Annotated in this window: 16 protein-coding genes; 5 read left to right on the top strand and 11 right to left on the bottom strand. The window is 55.6% G+C overall.

The features are described 5' to 3' along the window. The first annotated feature begins 78 nt into the window (after nt 1-78). The gene (locus ABD982_RS00815; RefSeq protein ID WP_345443506.1) at nt 79-1,242 is read left to right on the top strand and encodes a diacylglycerol/lipid kinase family protein; all 1,164 of its coding nucleotides are present in this window, start codon (nt 79-81) and stop codon (nt 1,240-1,242) included. A 16-nt stretch (nt 1,243-1,258) separates the two neighbouring features. On the opposite strand, the gene pheA is transcribed toward ABD982_RS00815, so the two are convergent. Continuing rightward, nucleotides 1,259-2,212, bottom strand: a complete 954-nt coding sequence (gene pheA / locus ABD982_RS00810) for a prephenate dehydratase (RefSeq protein WP_345443503.1) — start codon at nt 2,210-2,212, stop codon at nt 1,259-1,261. 96 nt (nt 2,213-2,308) lie between these two features. Then, nucleotides 2,309-3,529 carry a DUF805 domain-containing protein gene (locus ABD982_RS00805; protein WP_345443502.1) on the bottom strand — a complete coding sequence of 407 codons (1,221 nt, stop codon included), beginning with the start codon at nt 3,527-3,529 and terminating at the stop codon, nt 2,309-2,311. A 257-nt stretch (nt 3,530-3,786) separates the two neighbouring features. Here ABD982_RS00805 and ABD982_RS00800 point away from each other — a divergent pair, with 257 nt between their 5' ends. Together ABD982_RS00800 and dcm are read left to right on the top strand one after the other, a co-directional pair. After that, a complete protein-coding gene (locus ABD982_RS00800; RefSeq protein ID WP_345443500.1) occupies nt 3,787-5,340 on the top strand; it encodes a Sau3AI family type II restriction endonuclease in 1,554 nt (517 codons plus the stop codon). Between the two features lie 325 nt (nt 5,341-5,665). Then, nucleotides 5,666-6,937, top strand: coding sequence for a DNA (cytosine-5-)-methyltransferase (gene dcm / locus ABD982_RS00795; RefSeq protein WP_345443497.1), 1,272 nt, complete (start codon nt 5,666-5,668; stop codon nt 6,935-6,937). An 88-nt stretch (nt 6,938-7,025) separates the two neighbouring features. On the opposite strand, the gene ABD982_RS00790 is transcribed toward dcm, so the two are convergent. The 5 genes from ABD982_RS00790 to fbaA form a co-directional block, all read right to left on the bottom strand. Beyond that, nucleotides 7,026-8,060: an HNH endonuclease signature motif containing protein gene (locus tag ABD982_RS00790; RefSeq protein WP_345443495.1), complete on the bottom strand. Its 1,035-nt coding sequence runs from the start codon at nt 8,058-8,060 to the stop codon at nt 7,026-7,028. Between the two features lie 438 nt (nt 8,061-8,498). Beyond that, entirely contained in the window at nt 8,499-9,584 is a 1,086-nt protein-coding gene (gene ald / locus ABD982_RS00785; protein WP_345443492.1) for an alanine dehydrogenase, read from the bottom strand. 113 nt (nt 9,585-9,697) lie between these two features. Further along, the gene (locus ABD982_RS00780; protein WP_345443489.1) at nt 9,698-10,114 is read right to left on the bottom strand and encodes a DUF3151 domain-containing protein; all 417 of its coding nucleotides are present in this window, start codon (nt 10,112-10,114) and stop codon (nt 9,698-9,700) included. Nucleotides 10,115-10,181: 67 nt separating this feature from the next. Beyond that, the gene (locus tag ABD982_RS00775; RefSeq protein ID WP_345443486.1) at nt 10,182-11,387 is read right to left on the bottom strand and encodes a Fic family protein; all 1,206 of its coding nucleotides are present in this window, start codon (nt 11,385-11,387) and stop codon (nt 10,182-10,184) included. A 250-nt stretch (nt 11,388-11,637) separates the two neighbouring features. Beyond that, nucleotides 11,638-12,660 carry a class II fructose-bisphosphate aldolase gene (fbaA, locus tag ABD982_RS00770; RefSeq protein ID WP_237202950.1) on the bottom strand — a complete coding sequence of 341 codons (1,023 nt, stop codon included), beginning with the start codon at nt 12,658-12,660 and terminating at the stop codon, nt 11,638-11,640. A gap of 235 nt (nt 12,661-12,895) precedes the next feature. Between fbaA and ABD982_RS00765 the strand changes: the two genes are divergently transcribed. Next, nucleotides 12,896-13,030 (top strand): hypothetical protein, encoded by a 135-nt coding sequence (locus ABD982_RS00765; RefSeq protein WP_345443481.1) that lies wholly within the window; start codon nt 12,896-12,898, stop codon nt 13,028-13,030. A 4-nt stretch (nt 13,031-13,034) separates the two neighbouring features. Here the strand turns inward: ABD982_RS00765 and ABD982_RS00760 are convergent, their stop codons facing one another. The 4 genes from ABD982_RS00760 to pyrE form a co-directional block, all read right to left on the bottom strand. Then, nucleotides 13,035-14,645 carry an SLC13 family permease gene (locus ABD982_RS00760; protein WP_345443475.1) on the bottom strand — a complete coding sequence of 537 codons (1,611 nt, stop codon included), beginning with the start codon at nt 14,643-14,645 and terminating at the stop codon, nt 13,035-13,037. A gap of 259 nt (nt 14,646-14,904) precedes the next feature. Next, on the bottom strand, nt 14,905-16,380 hold the full coding sequence (locus ABD982_RS00755) for an MFS transporter (protein ID WP_345443472.1): 1,476 nt from the start codon (nt 16,378-16,380) through the stop codon (nt 14,905-14,907). A gap of 168 nt (nt 16,381-16,548) precedes the next feature. Further along, nucleotides 16,549-17,238, bottom strand: coding sequence for a TrmH family RNA methyltransferase (locus ABD982_RS00750; RefSeq protein WP_345443469.1), 690 nt, complete (start codon nt 17,236-17,238; stop codon nt 16,549-16,551). 69 nt (nt 17,239-17,307) lie between these two features. After that, a complete protein-coding gene (gene pyrE / locus ABD982_RS00745) occupies nt 17,308-17,889 on the bottom strand; it encodes an orotate phosphoribosyltransferase (RefSeq protein WP_345443466.1) in 582 nt (193 codons plus the stop codon). Between the two features lie 139 nt (nt 17,890-18,028). Here pyrE and ABD982_RS00740 point away from each other — a divergent pair, with 139 nt between their 5' ends. Beyond that, complete coding sequence (locus ABD982_RS00740) at nt 18,029-18,439, top strand: DoxX family protein (RefSeq protein ID WP_345443463.1); 411 nt, start codon at nt 18,029-18,031, stop codon at nt 18,437-18,439. Nucleotides 18,440-18,461 lie beyond the last annotated feature (22 nt).

Here is an 18,461-nt window from a genome sequence, read left to right as displayed (position 1 = left end):
AACGGTGCGAGCACTGTCAAGGAGACGCCTGTAGCGTACTACACACCACAAGTGGCATCTTTTCAGTATGCTGAACATATGGTTTCTCGTTCATCAATTCTTGTGGCTTCTGTAACTGGCGCTGGAGTGGCCGCCGCGGCGTCCGCTCTCTTGATGCGTCGGGCAAGACTCGCCCGCCCGGATCTCTTCCCGGTTTACCGCCCCCTGCACCGCATGATTGAACCGGGTGAACCGCGGCAGGTAGCGGTGATTTATAACCCGACTAAAACCCGGGCGGAGGCAGCGGTACGCATGATTACTGCCCAGCTGGGTTTCGCTAATTGGCCGCGTGCTTTTTTCTACGAGAGCACTCTTGAGGATCCCGGCACCGGTCTTGCTCAGCAGGCGGTCAAAGACGGCGCCGATATCGTGATTGCTGTGGGCGGTGACGGCACCGTACGCGCCGTGGCCAACGGGCTAGCTGGTACGGACGCCCGGTTGGGTGTGGTACCCCTGGGCACCGGTAATTTGCTAGCGCGCAACCTTGAACTTGATATTTCTGACCTCAACGGCTGTATTAACGTGGCCCTGCACGGCACCAGCCAGGCCATTGACATGATTCATCTTGAGCTGACCGGTCACGGCAAGGAGCTTGACCCCATTGACTACCTGGTCATGGGCGGGGCCGGGTTTGATGCCCAAATTATGAACGACACCCGCGAGGATTTGAAGGCGAAAATTGGTTGGTTGGCCTACGTGGGTGCCAGCTTCAAACACGTCTTTACCCGCCGGCGTCCCGCACAGATTTCTGTGGATGGCGGCACCCCCTTTGCCCGAAAAATCCGCACCGTTCTGATTGCCAACTGCGGCAAGATTCAAGGCGGGCTTAATCTGGCGTCAGTTGCTGAAGCTTCAGACGGGCGTCTTGAGGTGATTGTTCTGACCCCGCGCAACGTGGTCAGCTGGCTACGCCTGGCTGGGCAGTACATGACACGCCGTCCCGACACCCGCTTCCCCGTCGTAGAGTACTTTGTGGGCACTAGCGTAACGGTGGACTTCCCCCGCCAGCCCCTGCCCGTTGAGGTGGATGGAGATGTGTTGGGCGAGGTTGACTCGATGACAGCCACAGTGGTGCCCGGCGCTGTGAACGTTAACGTCTACCCTGAAGAGCTTGAGATCCGCACCTTCTCTGACCTGGTCGAAGCGCGTGAAGACCTGGTTGAACAGCAGGTGCGCTGGTGGCAGAGGCTACTGCGGCTCTAACGGCACCCATCGGACCTTAGATGTTGTGTTTGAGACCCTCAGGGCGGCCACCGACAAAGAGGGCCTCAACCCAATCGCGGGCGGCGTCAAAGGCATCCTCGCTGTGGAGGGTGTCTACAGCGGTGACGCGCTGGTCAGCGCGGGGGTAAGAGCCCAAATACTGCACCCCCGGTGAGACCCGGTGGATGCCGCGCAGGGCGTCCCGCACACGAGCATCATGCAGGTGCCCATCAATATCGATGGAGAAAAAGTAGGAGCCCAAGAACTCGCCGGTGGGGCGCGATTCAATGCGGGAGAGGTTGATCCCGCGAGTAGAGAACTGTTCGAGCAGGTCAAGCAGCGCGCCAGGGCGATCTTGCGGCAGCGGAATCACCAGGGTGGTTTTGTCAGCTCCGGTGGGAGCAGGCGCAGGTTTATTGCGGGCAACTAGCACAAAGCGAGTCACCGCGTTCTTGTTATCACCGATGTTGTGCGCTAGCACCTCAAGGTCGGGGTGTTGCTGAGCTACCGTGGGCGAGCAGACAGCTGCCTGGTAGCCGGGGTTTTCATGGAGCAACCCCAGTGCTGCAGCGGCGGTGGACGATCCCGGCACGTAGTCCACACCCCGCAGGTTAGCTGCCGCCCAGGCACGCACCTGCGCCCAGGCGTGAGTGTGGGTTGAAACGGTTCTAATATCTTCAAGGCTCACACCGGGGCGGGCTACCAACACGAAGGTGATGGGCACCAAAACTTCGCGGATAATCCGTAGATCAGCACCGCCTGCAGCGATAGCATCCAGGGTTGCAGTCACCCCACCTTCCACCGAGTTCTCGATGGGCACCATGGCGGCATCTGCCTCCCCGTTGCGTAGTCGCTCCAAAGCATCAGGGACGCTCGTAGCGGGCACACGGGCAGCATCCAGGGCGCCGGGTACGGTCAGCAGGGCTGCTTCGGTGAAGGTGCCGCTGGGGCCTAGGTAGGTGTAACGCATGGTTAACCAGTCTAGTGCGCCCCTTGGCCCTAACCTAGGGGGTGCGGGGCAGCGTCCGGCAGGTGAGAGAAACGGCGGCACGATGCCCCAAAAATTTTATCGTTGATAAGTGTTCTGGGTCTGCTGGTAGTAGTCCGCGGCAGGCTGCGCTGGCAAGGGTGATGGCTGGGAGGGGTGGCCTGACCGGTCACGTGAAGGTGTGAGGCAAAGCAGCAGCGGTATGAAGCCCAGCCACCAGAATCCCACGATAGGACCAATCCCCATCATGCCGGTGACAGGGAGCATGAGGACATCCAGCAGAATCCCCACGAAGCAGAGCGCCCACCAGGGGGAGAAACCGGCATCGCGCAGGCGTCGCAGTTGAAGCCCGAGGCTCAGGCTGATCCCAATGATGTAGCTCAGCATGAATGCCACCCACGCTAAGATAATGCCCGCCAGGCCCATCATAACTTCCCCAAAGCCGTGCATTTTGTCACCGGGTTGCCCTGTCTCTGGAGCTATCCACAGCATGAAGAGGAAGATGGCAGCGCACACCAAGGCGGTGATAGCGGCCCAGAAGGCAAAGACCCACCAGTATTCGCTGCGCGAGGCTCTGCCCTTGTAGAGAGTCATGTATGAAAAGAAGTTGCTCAGGGCGATGCCACAACCAACCCGAGGGCGGGGCAGACCATCAGTGGGGTGCTGGGAGACAAGCGTCGGCACCGTGTGTGAACCGTTGACCGGGTGGTCTGCGGCGAGCTGGTGAGGGTTTGCGGTGAAAGATCCACCCGGTGTCATGTCGGTGGTAACCGGCGCTGACGGGAGGAGCGTAAGACCCATCAATGCAAGGATAGGTATAACGGGGAGGAGCGTGCCGGTGGTCCAGAAACCCAGCCACTGCAACAGTAGCCCCAGGGGCGCAGCCAGGAGTAGCCATGCCAGCTGGGGGCTGAACCCGACGTCGCGCAGGCGCCGGGCAGCCAGTGAAGCGAGGAGCGCGGGTAAAAGTACGTGCACCAGAATTTGAACGCCACAGTACATCAGAATAAGGCCTAGGCCAATGAGGCTGAAGGTTTGACCGTCGTAGCGGTAGCTGGCGGTAAGACGGTCAAGGAAGAATTGAAGCACCAGAAGGACTGGCAGACAGAGCAGCACCAGGGCACCTACTCCCCAGGCTTCGCTGCGTGATGCTCTGCCGCGGAAGGTTGTGAGGTAGGTGAAGAGATTACCCCAGGCGTGTGCCAGACCCGCGTCGGGGCGCGGGTGTGGGTCTTGGGGGTGGTGGGTATCGCGCCGCGAGATACGTTTACGCACGGGTGCGATTTCCGGGGCTGACATGGTTTCTCCCTTGTTCATTTCTACTTGTGTTAGCAATAGCTACCACTGGAAATGTGACATGACAAGGGTGTTTATTAGGCTTTCCACTCAGAACACCAGGGTGAGTGCATGAGGCGTTAGGTTACGGCACGGGTGGTGAAGATATCTCGAATTCTGCTCAGACACAGGCATACAGTTGTACTTTTCAAAGATTCCTAGCCGGCAAATGAGAACTGAGTTTTAATTGAATAGTAGATGCTCCCCTAGAGAGGACCCCCATGGCTACAGATGAGACAAAGCGCCACCGTATAGTAAACAAACTTCAAGATTTAAAAGCAGATAACTTTAGCGAAGCCGAAGCAATTCTCGGATATGCAGAAGAGTTACGAAATCTAACTTTTGAAGATGTCCTCGCACTACAGCTATCTGAGGTTCTACCAAAAGCATCTCTCACAGACAGTAGCCGCAAGGGGGCGTTGGGGAACCTTCTTGAAGAACATTATTTCGGTTATACCATCAACTCTGACTCACAGCCCGACTTCCCCAATGCTGGCATGGAGCTCAAAGTTACACCGGTTGAATATGGCAATAATCGCAAGAAAGAGTGGGTTATTAAGGCCGGTGAACGGCTGGTTCTCACGATGATTCCCAACAACTGTGAGATTCCAGTTGAGTACGAAGGGTCATCTCTCGAGAAAAAAACTTCGGACATTCTTCTCATCAACTATTTGCGTGACCGTTCATTAAAAAATACTGAACAGATGATTAAGTTCGTCAACCGGTATCAAATTTCTGGAGAAGACCTAGAGATTATCAAGGCTGACTACGAAAAAATCACCAAGTTAGTTCAAGCAGGGCGTGCCCATGAACTCAGCGAAGGAATGACTAACTACCTGGGGGCCTGTACCAAAGGCGCAACCGCAGAAAAGAGCCTACGAACCCAGTTCTACCCCATGGTTAATGGGGATGGATCACTAGAGTACATACCTGCGAAAAGTCGCGCCTTTTCACTCAAACAGTCTTTCATGACTTCGCTAGTCCAGCGGTTTGAGAAGGAACAAAAAGAAGCTGACCAACTGGTTAATAATCTTCGGGAGCTCAAAGAAAATTCTTTCGACGACGTAGTCCTACATCTACTCGCTCCTTTCGAAAAGCGCTACTCGACCGACCTCGGAGCTGAGATGGCTCCTGACCTAAACCCCAACGCCAAAAATTTTCACAATGCTCTGACGTGGCGATTATTAGGTTCTAAGAAAAAACGGATTGAAGAATTTGATAAAGCAAATATCTCTGTCAAAGCAGTCCGGGTACAAAAGAATGGGGAAATCAAGGAAAAGCTGAAACTGAAAAACTTCAAATTCCTTGATCTTCACTCCGAAACCAAGTGGGAGGAATCTGAGTGGTACTCCCTGCTCAGCGACAAACGTTATCTATTCGTGGTTTATCAAGAGGATGAAAGAGGCTACTATCTACGCGGTGCATTCTTCTGGGCAGTCCCTACACACCTCATTGGGGGCGAAGAATTTGAAAACAACACGGGCACAGCCTACGAATACTGGCTAGATACCAAGAACAAACTTAAGGAAGGAATCATCCTAAAACAAAAGGGAAATACGATAACCAATAACTTTCTAGGAGTAGCTGATAACCCTGTCTGCCACATACGCCCGGGAGCGGATGCCCGAGCATACCGTTTCACCGATGGCAGACCTGAGATAGGCAATGTCAAGAAAGACGCAAATCAGCTGCCAGATGGGCAGTGGATGACCAAACAGGCATTTTGGCTCAACACTCAACTGATTGCGCAGGAAATCAAGCTCAACCTACCGTGACGCATATTTTGATGCAGGGGCGATACTAATCGTCGCACAATCAATCAAATATGAAATCACTTCATTTATCAGAGATGGGCACATTGATTGGGCGCTCAGATTTCCCTTTTTGATACGTGGGTTCCAGACAGGGAAGGGCTAACTTTCCCCTGTTAACCTAATATGTGTTGGATTTTCGCATAATCAGTAGACATGAACATGCTCTGACCTGGTGTCATTCAAACGATTCGCTTTGGTGCGCAACATCTCAAACGCTATTACTTGATCAGAACATCAGTTCTGATCTATACTCTTATAAGTATCATTTACCAGCAGGGGGTTAGGCATGTCTGACAAGCCAATTCGCATCATTGAACTCTTCGCTGGCGTAGGCGGTTTCCGCTTGGGCTTTGAGGGCTACGACAAAGACGGCTTTACCCTGCCCGCAGCAGGTAGTTTCGAGACAGTCTGGGCCAACCAGTGGGAGCCCCCAGGAACACCCACTAAGCAATTCGCTGCTCGCTGCTACATTGCCCGTTTTGGTGAGGAGAATTTCCTCAACGAGGACATCAATAAAGCGCTAACCATGGCAGAAAACGGCGAACTCACCATCCCCGACGCCGACATGCTTGTTGGTGGCTTCCCTTGCCAGGACTACTCTGTGTCTAAACCTCTCTCCCAGTCTCACGGCATAGAGGGCAGAAAAGGTGTTCTCTGGTGGGATATCTATCGCGCTCTCGAAATGAAAAAGCCTCGCTATGTTGTTCTGGAGAATGTAGACCGGCTGCTCAAATCACCATCAAAACAACGTGGACGTGACTTTGCAATTATTCTTTCCTGCTTTTATGCACTCGGCTATTCTGCAGAATGGCGCGTAATTAACGCTGCGGACTACGGTCATCCCCAGAAACGCAAGCGAGTTTATATATACGCAGAACTTACTGACACAGCATGGGAACTTGAGCAGACCCTACGTACCGATGGAGTCTTTGCTGAAGCTTTCCCCATCACACAGGAACTAGAACGAGAAGATAACTTCACCATTGGAATTGATCCCTATGAAGTCACCCAGGACTTTGGGCTAGGTGCTAAAACTTCGCGATTCCAGGACGCTGGTGTGATGCAAGACGGCAAGGTTTATACCGCAAAACCGCGGGCATCTTATAGCGGTCCTTTTAAGGTTCTCGGCGATATCATTTTGGATGAGAACCAGATTCCTGAGCAATTCTTTATCGATTCCAGCAAAATCGAATCGTGGAAATATCTCAAGGGCGGTAAGCGAGAAGAACGTATCAATAAAGCTAGCGGCTTCAAATACACTTACTCTGAAGGTAGTATGTCTTTTCCCGACCCACTAGATAGGCCTGCCCGCACCATCTTAACGGGCGAAGGCGGAGCAGGTGCCTCCAGGTTTAAACACGTTGTGGAAACTGAGTCAGGGAGACTACGCCGCCTTGTCCCTGATGAACTTGACCAGATTCAAGGTTTTCCACGTGGCTGGACAGACACAGGTCTTACCGATGGACACCGTGCTTTCTGCATGGGTAATGCTCTGGTTGTAGGTATACCCAACGCTCTGGGCAAAGTTATCAACAAACGTCACTTTGGTCTGAGCTAATAGACTGCCGATACTGAAGTAAAGATAAGCGGGGCGGGGCAGACAATAAGTCTGCCCCGCTCAAGTTTTCTACAGCTAACATGAAGGCTTATACAGGCACCAGGTCTCGCGCGTATTCCTCAAAATGCCTAGACAGCAGGGCTTTCTCCTTCTCACCAATTTCAGCCTGAAGAGGACTCCCGTGCAAGAGACTGTACTGGGTTGTCACCAAATCGCGGTGCAAAGAAATCCGCTGAGTATTGTCAACGCCCATCAGCCCCATATCGAAAAGCCTGTGCACATCCCTCCGAAGCAACAAACCGCCGTCCGCAACATGCTCACCCGTACTTGCGTAAGAATAGAGGTGTGCGGCGTCCAGCGCAGCGATATAGCAGGGGCCTGTAAAAGCACACTGAGCACCAAATTTTCTAATGAGGTGGGCACGGAATTGCGCCTGCCCACGGCGCGTCCGCACTGTTCTTTCGGCAAACCCACCCGGCAGAGCGACCTCCGAATCGTTCAAGCCCACCTCCACCTGGCGTCGGGTGCTGAAATTCAGCTGATCAAAGAAGCGCAACACCTTAGCAGGGTTGAGCTTAACGATGCTGTTCTGCCTATTCCAGTGATCAGATAGCTGGGGGAACTCATTAGCAAGCATAGAACCAGCAAGGTCAGACCAGGTATCCCCAAATTCAGCCCTATAGGAGATCCCGTTTTCTACCGAAACCACAGGTACTCTGGTGCTACGCTGGTCAGCGGTAAGCTGACCAGCACATACGCCATCGCAACGGTAGTCCTCGGACGTCGTGCGCCAGTACAGCCTGGTGCTATTACACCGTGGGCACCGCAACCGTTCCACAGGCGCGGACACCATAGAAATTGACTCAATGACAGCAGCGCCCAACAACATCTGCTCATCCCTCACCAGTAGCCAATCACCAGGTGCAACCTGCTTACAGTTGGGTACTTTGTCGCTATATGAGTAGTGCGAATCGATATCGTCGTCATAGACAAGACCAGATTTAGCCCTACGGTTCACCTCGTCGTCAAGTGATCTGACTAACCAAATATTATGTTGTTCGAGTTCACGGGGAACAGCGAGCTGTGGGTATACGAGATCTGGACGATAATGCTGAGAGGTCATTCCAGCAGCTTAAAACAGGTGTGGTTTAAAACGGTGACGGCAGCCCGAAAAGTAGAAAATTTCTTACTTGGCGTATTGTGTCCACCAAACTCATCAAGCCAGCTCCCTGTTCTATAACTGGCTCTTTGTATGCGTGCTATCCCCCTCTGCCAAACTTGCGGTAACGCAAAACACCAAGAGATGAGGTCCTGATCCACGCAGCAGACCCACAAACACAGTCCGCTGGCTCCAGGCTCATGCTCAGCCCGGATGACTACCACCGGCCGAAGCCTGATTTATTCTCTGGCAGCTACCCTCCTGCTTCTAGGCAGAACCTCACCCAGCAGGCGGTCACGGCAAGTGCTCTTTACCTCTCCCCCACAGAATGATCCCCGCCTGCAGCACGGTTAGTGCGCAGACGGGGATAAACAGCAACACGGCAGGGACGCCGCGTAGTACCTAGCTCGCTAGGTCAGGGAAGGCTTCTGCCACACCGTCAAAGACGATTTTGCCTGCATCCGTATTGAGCCCTAGCGCTAGGTCAGGGTTAGCTGCTAGGGCGGCATCCACTCCATCTGCCAGCTTGAGTACATAGGGCAGGGTAGCGTCTGTCAGCGCCAAGGTTGAGGTGCGCGGTACAGCTCCGGGCATGTTGGCTACGCAGTAGTGCCTGATGCCGTCTACCTCAAAAATGGGGTCAGCATAGGTAGTGGGTTTGGAGGTTTCAAAGCATCCGCCCTGGTCAATCGCCACATCAATCAGGAGTGCACCGGGTTTCATCTGCTTCAGGTGCTCACGACGCACCACCTTCGGTGCCTTAGCGCCGGGCACCAGAATGGAGCCGACTACCACGTCCGCTGCTACAATTTCACGCTCAATATTGGCTGGGGTTGAGGTCAGAATACGCGCTGATGCGCCAAATAAATCAGCCAGTTCGCGCACCCGCGGCCCGTAACCCTCAAGAATAGTGACCTCGGCGCCTAGACCCACCAGCAGTTTTGCCGCCTGAGTACCCACATTGCCACCGCCCAACACCACGGCGCGGGCAGGCGCAACACCGGGCACACCGCCCAGCAGAGTGCCGCTGCCACCTTCTGTTGAGAGCAGGTACTGAGCACCAACCTGGGCTGCAAGGCGCCCCGCAACCTCGCTCATGGGCAATAGTAGAGGCAGCGCCCGGCCGGTACGCACGGTTTCATAAGCAATACCGCGAGTCTTAGCCGCCAAAAGAGCCTCCGTCAGGGGCTTGTCTGCGGCCAGGTGCAGGTAGGTGAAAAGGGTAAGATCTTCGCGCAGGTACTCATACTCAGATTCAATGGGTTCTTTGACCTTCACCAGCAGTTCTGCTTGCTCCCAGGTCTCACTCTGGCGCACCAGCTGCGCACCGGCACCCTCATATTCTTCATTAGTGAAGCCAGCGCCAACGCCGGCGTCCTTCTCGATAAAAACCTGGTGGCCAGCCTGGGTAAGTGCGTAGACGCCATCGGGGGTCAGCCCTACTCGCTGTTCTTGGGGTTTGATTTCGCGGGGTACGCCAATGCGCATGGTTACTTCCTTTAATTCGCCATCAAAAACAGGGGTGTAATCCATATTACACGCAAGCACCCGGGCTCCCCCACCTAGAGGAGCGAAGAGCCCGGGCAACAAAATCTGTGTAACTAGCTCAGTTCAGACTTCGCCGAAGGGTCTGAATCGTTCAGGAATTTTTCGATGCGCTCCGCCTCGTCAGCCTCGCCAATCGCAGCAGCAGCCTGGCCCAGCAACAGCAGAGCCTTCAGGAAGCCGCGATTAGGTTCATGGCTTACGGGGATTGGCCCGTGCCCCTTCCAACCGTTGCCGCGCAGTGCGTCCAAACCGCGGTGGTAGCCCACGCGCGCATAAGCGTAAGCCTCAAGCACGCGGCAATCTGCCCAGGTTTCTTCAGCTAAGGTTGCCCAAGCCAGTGGGGACTTGGGGAAGGCCTTAGCCAAATCTTCACCAATATCGCCGGCCTGGACGCGTGCCAGTAGCTCGGTTTCTTCGGGCAGGTAGGTGGGGGCAGGGCCGTCCAACAGGTTCTTACCAGCAAGTGACATGGGGGTCTCCTTAACAGTTCTTACGGTTACACCAAAGTCTACGCGCTAGCCAGGCACGCCACCCCAGCTAATCTTCAAAGAGCCTGCTGCGACCGGCTTGACTCAACCGGATGCACAAAGGACGGGATGAGATACGTTCTGCCAGCCCCTTAGTTTCAAGCCCCTCGATGTACTTACGAGTCGTACTTCTTGACCTACCCGACACCTCGGTTAGCGTATCCCAAGTAACTCCCAATCCATTACCAAAAAGACGTTCCTGGGCAAGAACGTAGAGGGTTCCGGATAGACCCTCGGTGAGCTCCTCATCATCAGCCACCAATACATCAAGGCGGGACTCCAGAGCAGACATCTGCTTCTGTTTCAGCTCGAAATCATCCATCAAAGCTACCTGTGCATCTTGGATTAACTCCAACATTGTATGAACAAAGGGGGTAGCATCAGCAAAGTTCAGTGGCTCTTCAACATCTGTGAACGCCCTATAGTACTTAGGTCTCTGCCCATTAATTTGAGAAGCCAAAGTCAGCACGGTAAAAGCAGAAAAAATATGTAGAAGCTGAGCACTCAGTAAAAACCTGCCGAAACGCCCATTGCCATCATAGAAAGGGTGGACTGCCTCAAACATAAAGTGGGAAACCACCCTGGAAAGAAGGAAGGAGGCGCTGTCGTCTTCCAGGTGTTCCAACATTGCTTTGAGTTGCTCAGATATTTCCCCCTTATCTTTGGCTCCGGCATGGACAACCTCGTTAGCACCGTCGCGCACGTATACCGGACCAGCCCTAAATAGATCGCCATCAAGGCGATCATCCTCTTCAATTTCAGAGCCAAAGAGGCTGTCATAGGTAGCCCGGATGCCCTCTAAGGTAACAGGCGGCTCAACCTTGCCCTGGGAAAGCTCCAAGTACAGCGTCGCAATCTCACGGAACTTCTTATGCTCGTTTGGCGCTGCTTCAAGAGCGTCCATAATTTCTTGCCGCGTAGAACGCACACCCTCAATTTCATTAGTCGCTGCAATTTCCCTAATGATGAGGTTATATAGGTAGCTTTTCCGTGCCGCTACAGGGATATTTTGTGCCAGGTCTTTGATGGAGCGCTCATTGCGCAAAATCTTCTCTTGCAACTGGAGCAACTGGGGCGTAGCCGTATAGAAGAGAGTCTCCGCACCCACAGTAAAGCGCGTTTCAAAACCGTTAGACCGCCTGCGCTGAGCCTCAGAGGCAGCAGTATCATGGTCGTACTGATGAAAGACGCTCTTGAGCAACCTGTATTTCTGCATAACAGCCCTGCCTATCTCGTAAAAACACCCGTTTTTAGTATTTAGACCCCATCCTATCCATTCCTTAAACGTAAAAACACCCCTTTTTACGTTTAAGGGACGGCTCGGACGCACCCTTAAACCTAAAAAGCCCATTTTTAGGGTTAAGCCGCAGCCCCGTTCTGCGGTGCACAGCCCACGCACACAAAAGCGCGGCGCGCCCTCCCCAAAAGAAGGACGCACCGCGCCTGTAAAGCTAGCCAGCTAGGGACTACTTCACTGAAGTACCTGCTGAGCCTAGCTGCTGAGCTGCTTCCACCACGCGAGCGGTCATACCAGCTTCAGCTGCAGCACCCCATACGCGGGGATCGTAGAGCTTCTTGTTGCCAACTTCGCCGTCAACTTTCAGCACACCGTCGTAGTTGCTGAACATGTGGCCAGCAACGGGGCGGGTGTAGGCGTACTGGGTGTCAGTGTCGATGTTCATCTTGATAACACCGTATGAAACGGCATCCGCGATTTCCTGCTCGGTTGAGCCTGAACCACCGTGGAAGACCAGGTAGAAAGGCTTGTCCTTACCGTACTTAGCGCCGACCTCAGTCTGGATTTCCTTGAGCAGCTCGGGGCGCAGGTGCACGTTACCGGGCTTGTACACACCGTGAACGTTACCGAAGGTTAGAGCAGCCATGTAGGTGCCCTTCTCGCCCAGGCCGATAGCCTCAACGGTCTTGATGGCGTCCTCAACAGTGGTGTAGAGAGAGTCATCGATAGCGCCCTCAACGCCGTCTTCTTCGCCACCAACAGCACCGATCTCGACCTCAAGAACCTGGTGGTTCTTAGCGGTGCGAGCGATCAGCTGCTGAGCGATTTCAAGGTTCTCTTCGAGGGAGATAGCTGAGCCGTCCCACATGTGTGAGTTGAAGATGGGGTCTTCGCCGCGGGCTACAGCCTTCTCTGACTCTTCGAGCAGGGGCAGAACGAAGCCGTCTAGCTTGTCCTGGGGGCAGTGGTCGGTGTGCAGAGCAATGTTGACGTCGTACTGCTTAGCGACCTCGCGAGCGTAGGCAGCGAAAGCCAGTGAGCCAACAACCATGTTCTTCTTGGTTGAGCCTGACCAGTATGCTGCGCCACCGGTTGATGCCTGGATGATGCCGTCTGAACCTGCCTCAGCGAAACCTGCAATGGCTGCGTTGAGGGTCTGTGATGAGGTGACGTTGATTGCTGGGTACGCGAAACCCTTGGTCTTCGCGTTTTCAAGCATTTCTGCATAGACTTCCGGGGTTGCAATAGGCATGCTGACTCCTTGGTTGTCGGTTGGGCGGCCCGGTTGGCTGCCTGTTGATCGAGTTAGTACCAGCGCTGCCGGGCTGACCGGTCAGGGGCACTTGCCTACTTCTCAGTTTACCAAGGGTGAACGCGCTTAAGGTAGGTTTCCCACACAAATTTCGGTCATAAACCCACTTAAAACCATGAAGATCATAGAGTCTAATGCACCTCAAGCCTAATTTTTCTCGGTCGAGAAGGCTTACATGTTGGTTTTTATGGGTTTACGTGGACGCCTCTTACCCTCAACTCGCCCCCTATTGATACACAAGGACGCCGCCGGTGCACCTTCCCTGCTCGTTGCTGGAAGGTGCACCTGCGGCGTCCTCACCGGAACCTAAAAGGCTAAAGACCGAAGACCCAGACAGCCAGGCTCATGGTGGTTGCGGTAATGGCGAAGATACAGAAGATATTCAGCCACAGACCGCCCTTGATCATCTGACCGATGGTGACGTACCCCGAGCCGTAAGCAATAGCGTTGGGCGGGGTTGCTACCGGCAGCATGAAGGCGCAGGTTGCAGCCAGTGCCACGGGGATTGCCAACAGCATGGGATCGTAGCCCATGCCCATGGCGATGCCGCCAGCCACGGGTAGGAAGGTCGCCGCGGTAGCCGTGTTAGAGGTCAGCTCGGTGAGGAAGAGCACGCCGGTAGCTACCAGAGCCACAATCAGCAGAATGGGCAGAGCGCCCAGACCGGCAACCGTGCTACCAATCCATTCGGTCAGCCCGGAGCTAGTGAACTGACCTGAAAGAGCCAGACCGCCGCCGAAGAGGAGCAGGACGCCCCAAGGAAGCTTGGTGGCAGTTTCCCAGTCAATCAGGCGAACACCCTTATTAGCGCTGCCACCGGCAGGCAGCGCAAAGAGCAGTAGACCCACGGCCACCGCGATGCCGGCGTCCGTGATGGGGGGCGCATCAGACCAGATGATGGGCACAAAAATCCAAGCGAGAGCCGCCAGAATGAAGATCCCCAGCACCTGCCCTTCGCCCGAGCCCATGTTACCTAGCTTCTGGTACTCGGTAGCAATCAGCTTTTTACCGCCGGGAATCTCATCAATTTCGGGCTTGAACAGTACCTTAGTCAGCAGGAACCAGCAGAAGAAAAGAACCACAATGGCGATGGGCATGCCCACAATCATCCACTGACCAAAGCCAATTTGCACACCGTGCGTGTCGGCCATGTAGCCTGCCAGCAGGGTGTTGGGAGGGGTGCCAATCAGGGTGCCCAGCGAACCGATGGACGCCGCGTAGGCAATACCCAGCATGAGCGCAGTGCCAAAGTTGGACTCAATGACAGCGCTCTTGACCTCATCGCTGTCAGGGGCGGCGCCGTCCTCAATCTGAATGTTCTTACCGCCGGTTGCCTGGGCAATCAGCATGAGCACGGAGACACCGATAGGGATCATCATGACCGCGGTGGCGGTGTTCGATACCCACATCGAGAGAAAGCCCGTGGCCACCATGAAACCCGCAACCATCATGGAGGGGTTGGTGCCCATGACTTTGAGGGTCAGCAGGGCGATGCGGCGGTGCAGGTTCCAGCGCTGCATAGCAAGTGCCAGCAGGAATCCGCCCATAAAGAGGAAAATGATGCTGTTGCCGTAGCTGGCGCCGATATCGTTGATTTTAACTTCGCTATTAAACACCGGGAAAATCACCAGCGGCAGGAGGGCGGTGGCAGGGATGGGGATCGCTTCGGTCATCCACCAACCGCCCATGAGCACAGCAGTTGCCGCAGTGAGGCGGGCGGCGTCCGGCACCTCGCCGGGCATGATGAAGTAGACCAAAAGTGCGGCAGCTAGACCACCGATGAAACCAATGAAGCGCTTTTTGCGTTCGCCCTGTTCAACCTCTGGGGCTTGAGAGCCGCGGGAGTGGTGAATCTGAGAAATCGCCTGAGTGGGCGCCGCACTGTACTTCTGCAGGTGGTCGCCCGTGACGTGGGGTTTTGACATGTAGACCTCACTTCTTTGTGTGTGTAACTCCTGGCCCGCACTCATGCGGGGGTTCGTTTCACTCTACTAGACAAGGCCTTTGGTGAAGTGTACTTCACATGTGTGTGACGCTGGTGGGGGTAGCAGTATAGGTAACGCCTCACCACCATGGGGGCAATCCCCCTGCTCGTGAGGCGTTATTCCTGCAGATGCGATGGTAAGCAGAGCGCCGGGCTAAGCCTGCCCAGGTCTAAGATGCCCAGGTCTAGGATGCCCAGGTCTAAGAGGAGGCAGTCTCGCGCACTTCGAGCCGGCGGTCAGCGATAGTGAAGGCAAGCCCGCTGCTGAGAGTGAGAATAATAGCCGAGAAGGCTGCAATAATACCCAGGTTCCAGTGGAAGCCGGCCTCGGTCAGCGCATAAAGAATGGAAGGGATCAGGGCAGTACCCACAGCGGTTCCCATCCGTTGCCCCAGTGAAAGCACACCACCGGCGACACCGCTGACCTGCGGCGGAACCGACTTGAGGGTCAGAGTCTGATTAGGTGAGATTGTCAAGCCGCCACCGATACCCAGAAGAATCAGGGGTACCGCTAGCGCCCAGACGGGCAAAGTGCCGTTTTCAACCGGGGTGATGAGAAGTATCGTGCCAGAAATCGCCAGTAGAGAGAAGCAGAACCCCACCATCACCATACGGCGGCCGGCAGTCAGCACACGGCGTCCTGCCCAGGGAGCGACAAAGGCTGACACCAGCGCTGAGGGCACCCCAATCATGGCAGCCATGAGGGCGCTCTGGTTTAGATGCCCCTGCACGTAAATAGGTATGATCAGCCAAACACTGGTGTTCCCCAAGAAATAGAGGGAGACAATCATGATGCCGTTGCGGAAGGCAGGTTGCCTGATGAGGTCCATGTCCAGCATGGGCGGGTGCCCAGCCTTCTTATAGCGCCCTTCCCAGATCACGAAGAAAACGAGCAGAGCCAAACCTAGCGGCAGGAAGACCCAGAAAGCCGGGTTCTCGCTACGTTGCACAAAGGGCAGAAGAAGAGTGAAAACGGCCAGGGCCAGAGTAACCATACCCACGGGATCTAGGTCCATGCGCTTGGCGCCGGAGGAGGGCGCAATGCGGTCTCGCGGAATCCACCGCAGGCCCAGCACCAAACCCAGCAGGCCGATAGGCACGTTAATGAGGAACATCATGCGCCAGCCCAGTGACTCACCAAAGATTTGAATCAGGAAGCCACCCAGCACCGGGCCCACAATCACTGCAAGCGCCACCACCGAACCGAACATACCGTAGGCGCGAGCGCGGGCTTGGCCGGTGAAGTTTTGTTGGATGATGCCAGTGGTTTGCGGGTTAATGAAGCCAGAGCCGAGGCCCTGCAGAACGCGGGCAACAATCAGAAACTCGATGGAGGGGGCCACACCGCTGAGCAGGGAGCCCAGGGTAAAGAGAATGAGCCCGAGCATGAACATACGGCGGCGGCCGGTGGCATCGCCCAGACGTCCGGCGGCAACCAGTGGCACCGCGAAAGAAAGGGCATAACCTGAGACGACCCACTGGGTTTGGCTGGAGCTTGCCCCCAGTGATGAGCCGATGGGCGTGAGCGCCACGTTGACCACGGACACCGCCATGAGCGCCATGAAGAGAGGCACGAGCAGGGCAGTCAGCAGTTTCTTGGGGCTGGTGTGAGCCGGTAAGGACGCAGACCCCCCGCTACCGTTAGTAGGGGAGGGTGGGGTGCCGGGTTGGCTCATTGCAGGCGTCCTTTCGTGCACAGGTGCAAGTCTCTATTTGCCAAGGGTACACCCGCTCAGAGGGCTGAACTGATTGCTAGAAGCCGCTGCGGTTAAAATGACATTTCCTGCCGGTCAGCGGCATTTATCTGTCATTCACCGGCAAGAAGCGCCACTCTGCACGAAAATCTAGTTGACCTTCTGACCGAACTCGTGGCGGCGGATCCAGGCGTGCATAGCGATACCGGCGGCAGTTGCCGCGTTCATGGAGCGGGTAGAGCCGTACTGCTCGATGGACAAAGTCGCCTCTGCAGCAGCGTGAATTCCCTCTGACAGGCCCGGGCCTTCCTGGCCAAAGACCAGCACACAGTCCTTAGGAAGGTCATAGGTTTCTAACTGCTTGGAATCTGGGAAGATATCGATACCGATAATTGCTAGCCCCTCGGCTCGTGCCCACTCGACGAAGTCTTCGACCGTGGGGTGGTGGCGCACGTGCTGGTAGCGGTCGGTGACCATGGCGCCGCGACGGTTCCAGCGCTTCTTACCAATAATGTGCACCTCTTTCGCCAAAAAAGCGTTGGCGGTGCGCACCACGGTGCCAATGTTCAAATCGTGCTGCCAGTTCTCGATTGCCACGTGGAAGGTGTGGCGTCGGGTGTCCAGGTCAGCGATGATGGCGTCCATGGTCCAGTAGCGGTAGTGGTCTAAGACGTTGCGGCGGTCGCCCTCGCGCAACAGTTCCTCGTCCCAGTGCTCACCCTCGGGCCACTCGCCTTCCCAGGGGCCGACGCCGACCACACGGGCATCCTCAGGAGCAGGGGCCGCGGGCTGTTCGGGTGCAACTGGGTCAAACAGTTCGCTTTTCTGGTCATCACTCATGAAATAAAACTCTCTCTCACACGGCAAAAGACCCCTGCGCTGAGGGGTCTTCTGCACCAAAAACAGTGGTTAGTCGAGGCCCAGGTCGCTCTTGGAGTAGGCATAGAGGCAGGGAACGCCCGCGATCTCTTCGATGTGCTCCTTGGCGCCGGTTGCTCGGTCAACGATGACGGCAACAGCCACGACCTCGGCACCTGCGTTACGCAGGGCTTCAACAGCGGTCAGGGCGGAGCCACCGGTGGTGGAGGTGTCCTCAACAGCAACGACGCGGCGTCCAACCACGCTGGGGCCTTCAACCTGACGGCCCATGCCGTAGGACTTCTGAGCCTTACGCACTACGAAGGTGTCGATGGCGCGGTCATTGTCACCTGCGGTGCGCATGATGGCGTGCCCGACGGGGTCAGCGCCCATGGTCAGACCGCCAGCGGCATCAAACTCGATGCCGGCTGAGTCAATGAGGTCAAGCATGACTTGACCGACCAGGCGGGACGCCTCGTGGTGTAGGGTGATGCGGCGCAGGTCAACGTAGTAGTCAGCTTCTTTGCCGGACGCCAGGGTCACCTTGCCGCGCACAACAGCAAGTTCAGAGATGAGCTGGCGCAGACGCTCGCGGGCTTCTTCGATGGTGGGGGTGTCAGAGAGGTTAGTCATGTTCCCTAGTCTAATGGGTGCGCCCATGCCATCTGTAGCTCCGAGGCTCTAATTCTGGGTCAGGTTTGAGTGGAGAGAATACTACTTAGAACACCGGGTGAGGGCAGACCGCTAGACCAGCGGGCGTAGCATGGTACGCATGAACCTTTTTAGGAAAGACACCACCGAAACTACCGGGCAGAAACTCACCCGCTTGGGTCTGGGTGCTGGCCTCACTTTCATGGGCGCTCTGCATTTTAAGAAGGATGCGGCGCATTCGTTCGCATCTATCGTCCCGCCGTGGGTACCGGGCAGCCCCGAGGGTGCGGTGTATGCATCCGGTGTTGCTGAACTGACCCTGGGCCTCACCCTGCTGACCGCACCCGGCGCACGACGTGTATCCAGTCTAGGTTCTGCAGCCCTTTTTGCGGCGGTTTTCCCCGCCAATGTTTACCAGTACACTCAGGGCATTGATATCCCAGGGGTATTTGATACCGACGCCAAACGCCTGCGCCGCCTCCCCATGCAGATTCCTATGATTGCCGCAGCTCTTTACGTAGCTAAGAAGTAGCTCCGGGGAGTTGCTGAGATTC

The organism is Rothia endophytica (assembly GCF_039543885.1).
Classification (GTDB): Bacteria; Actinomycetota; Actinomycetes; order Actinomycetales; family Micrococcaceae; genus Rothia; species Rothia endophytica.
This window is presented reverse-complemented; position numbering and strand designations above follow the sequence as displayed.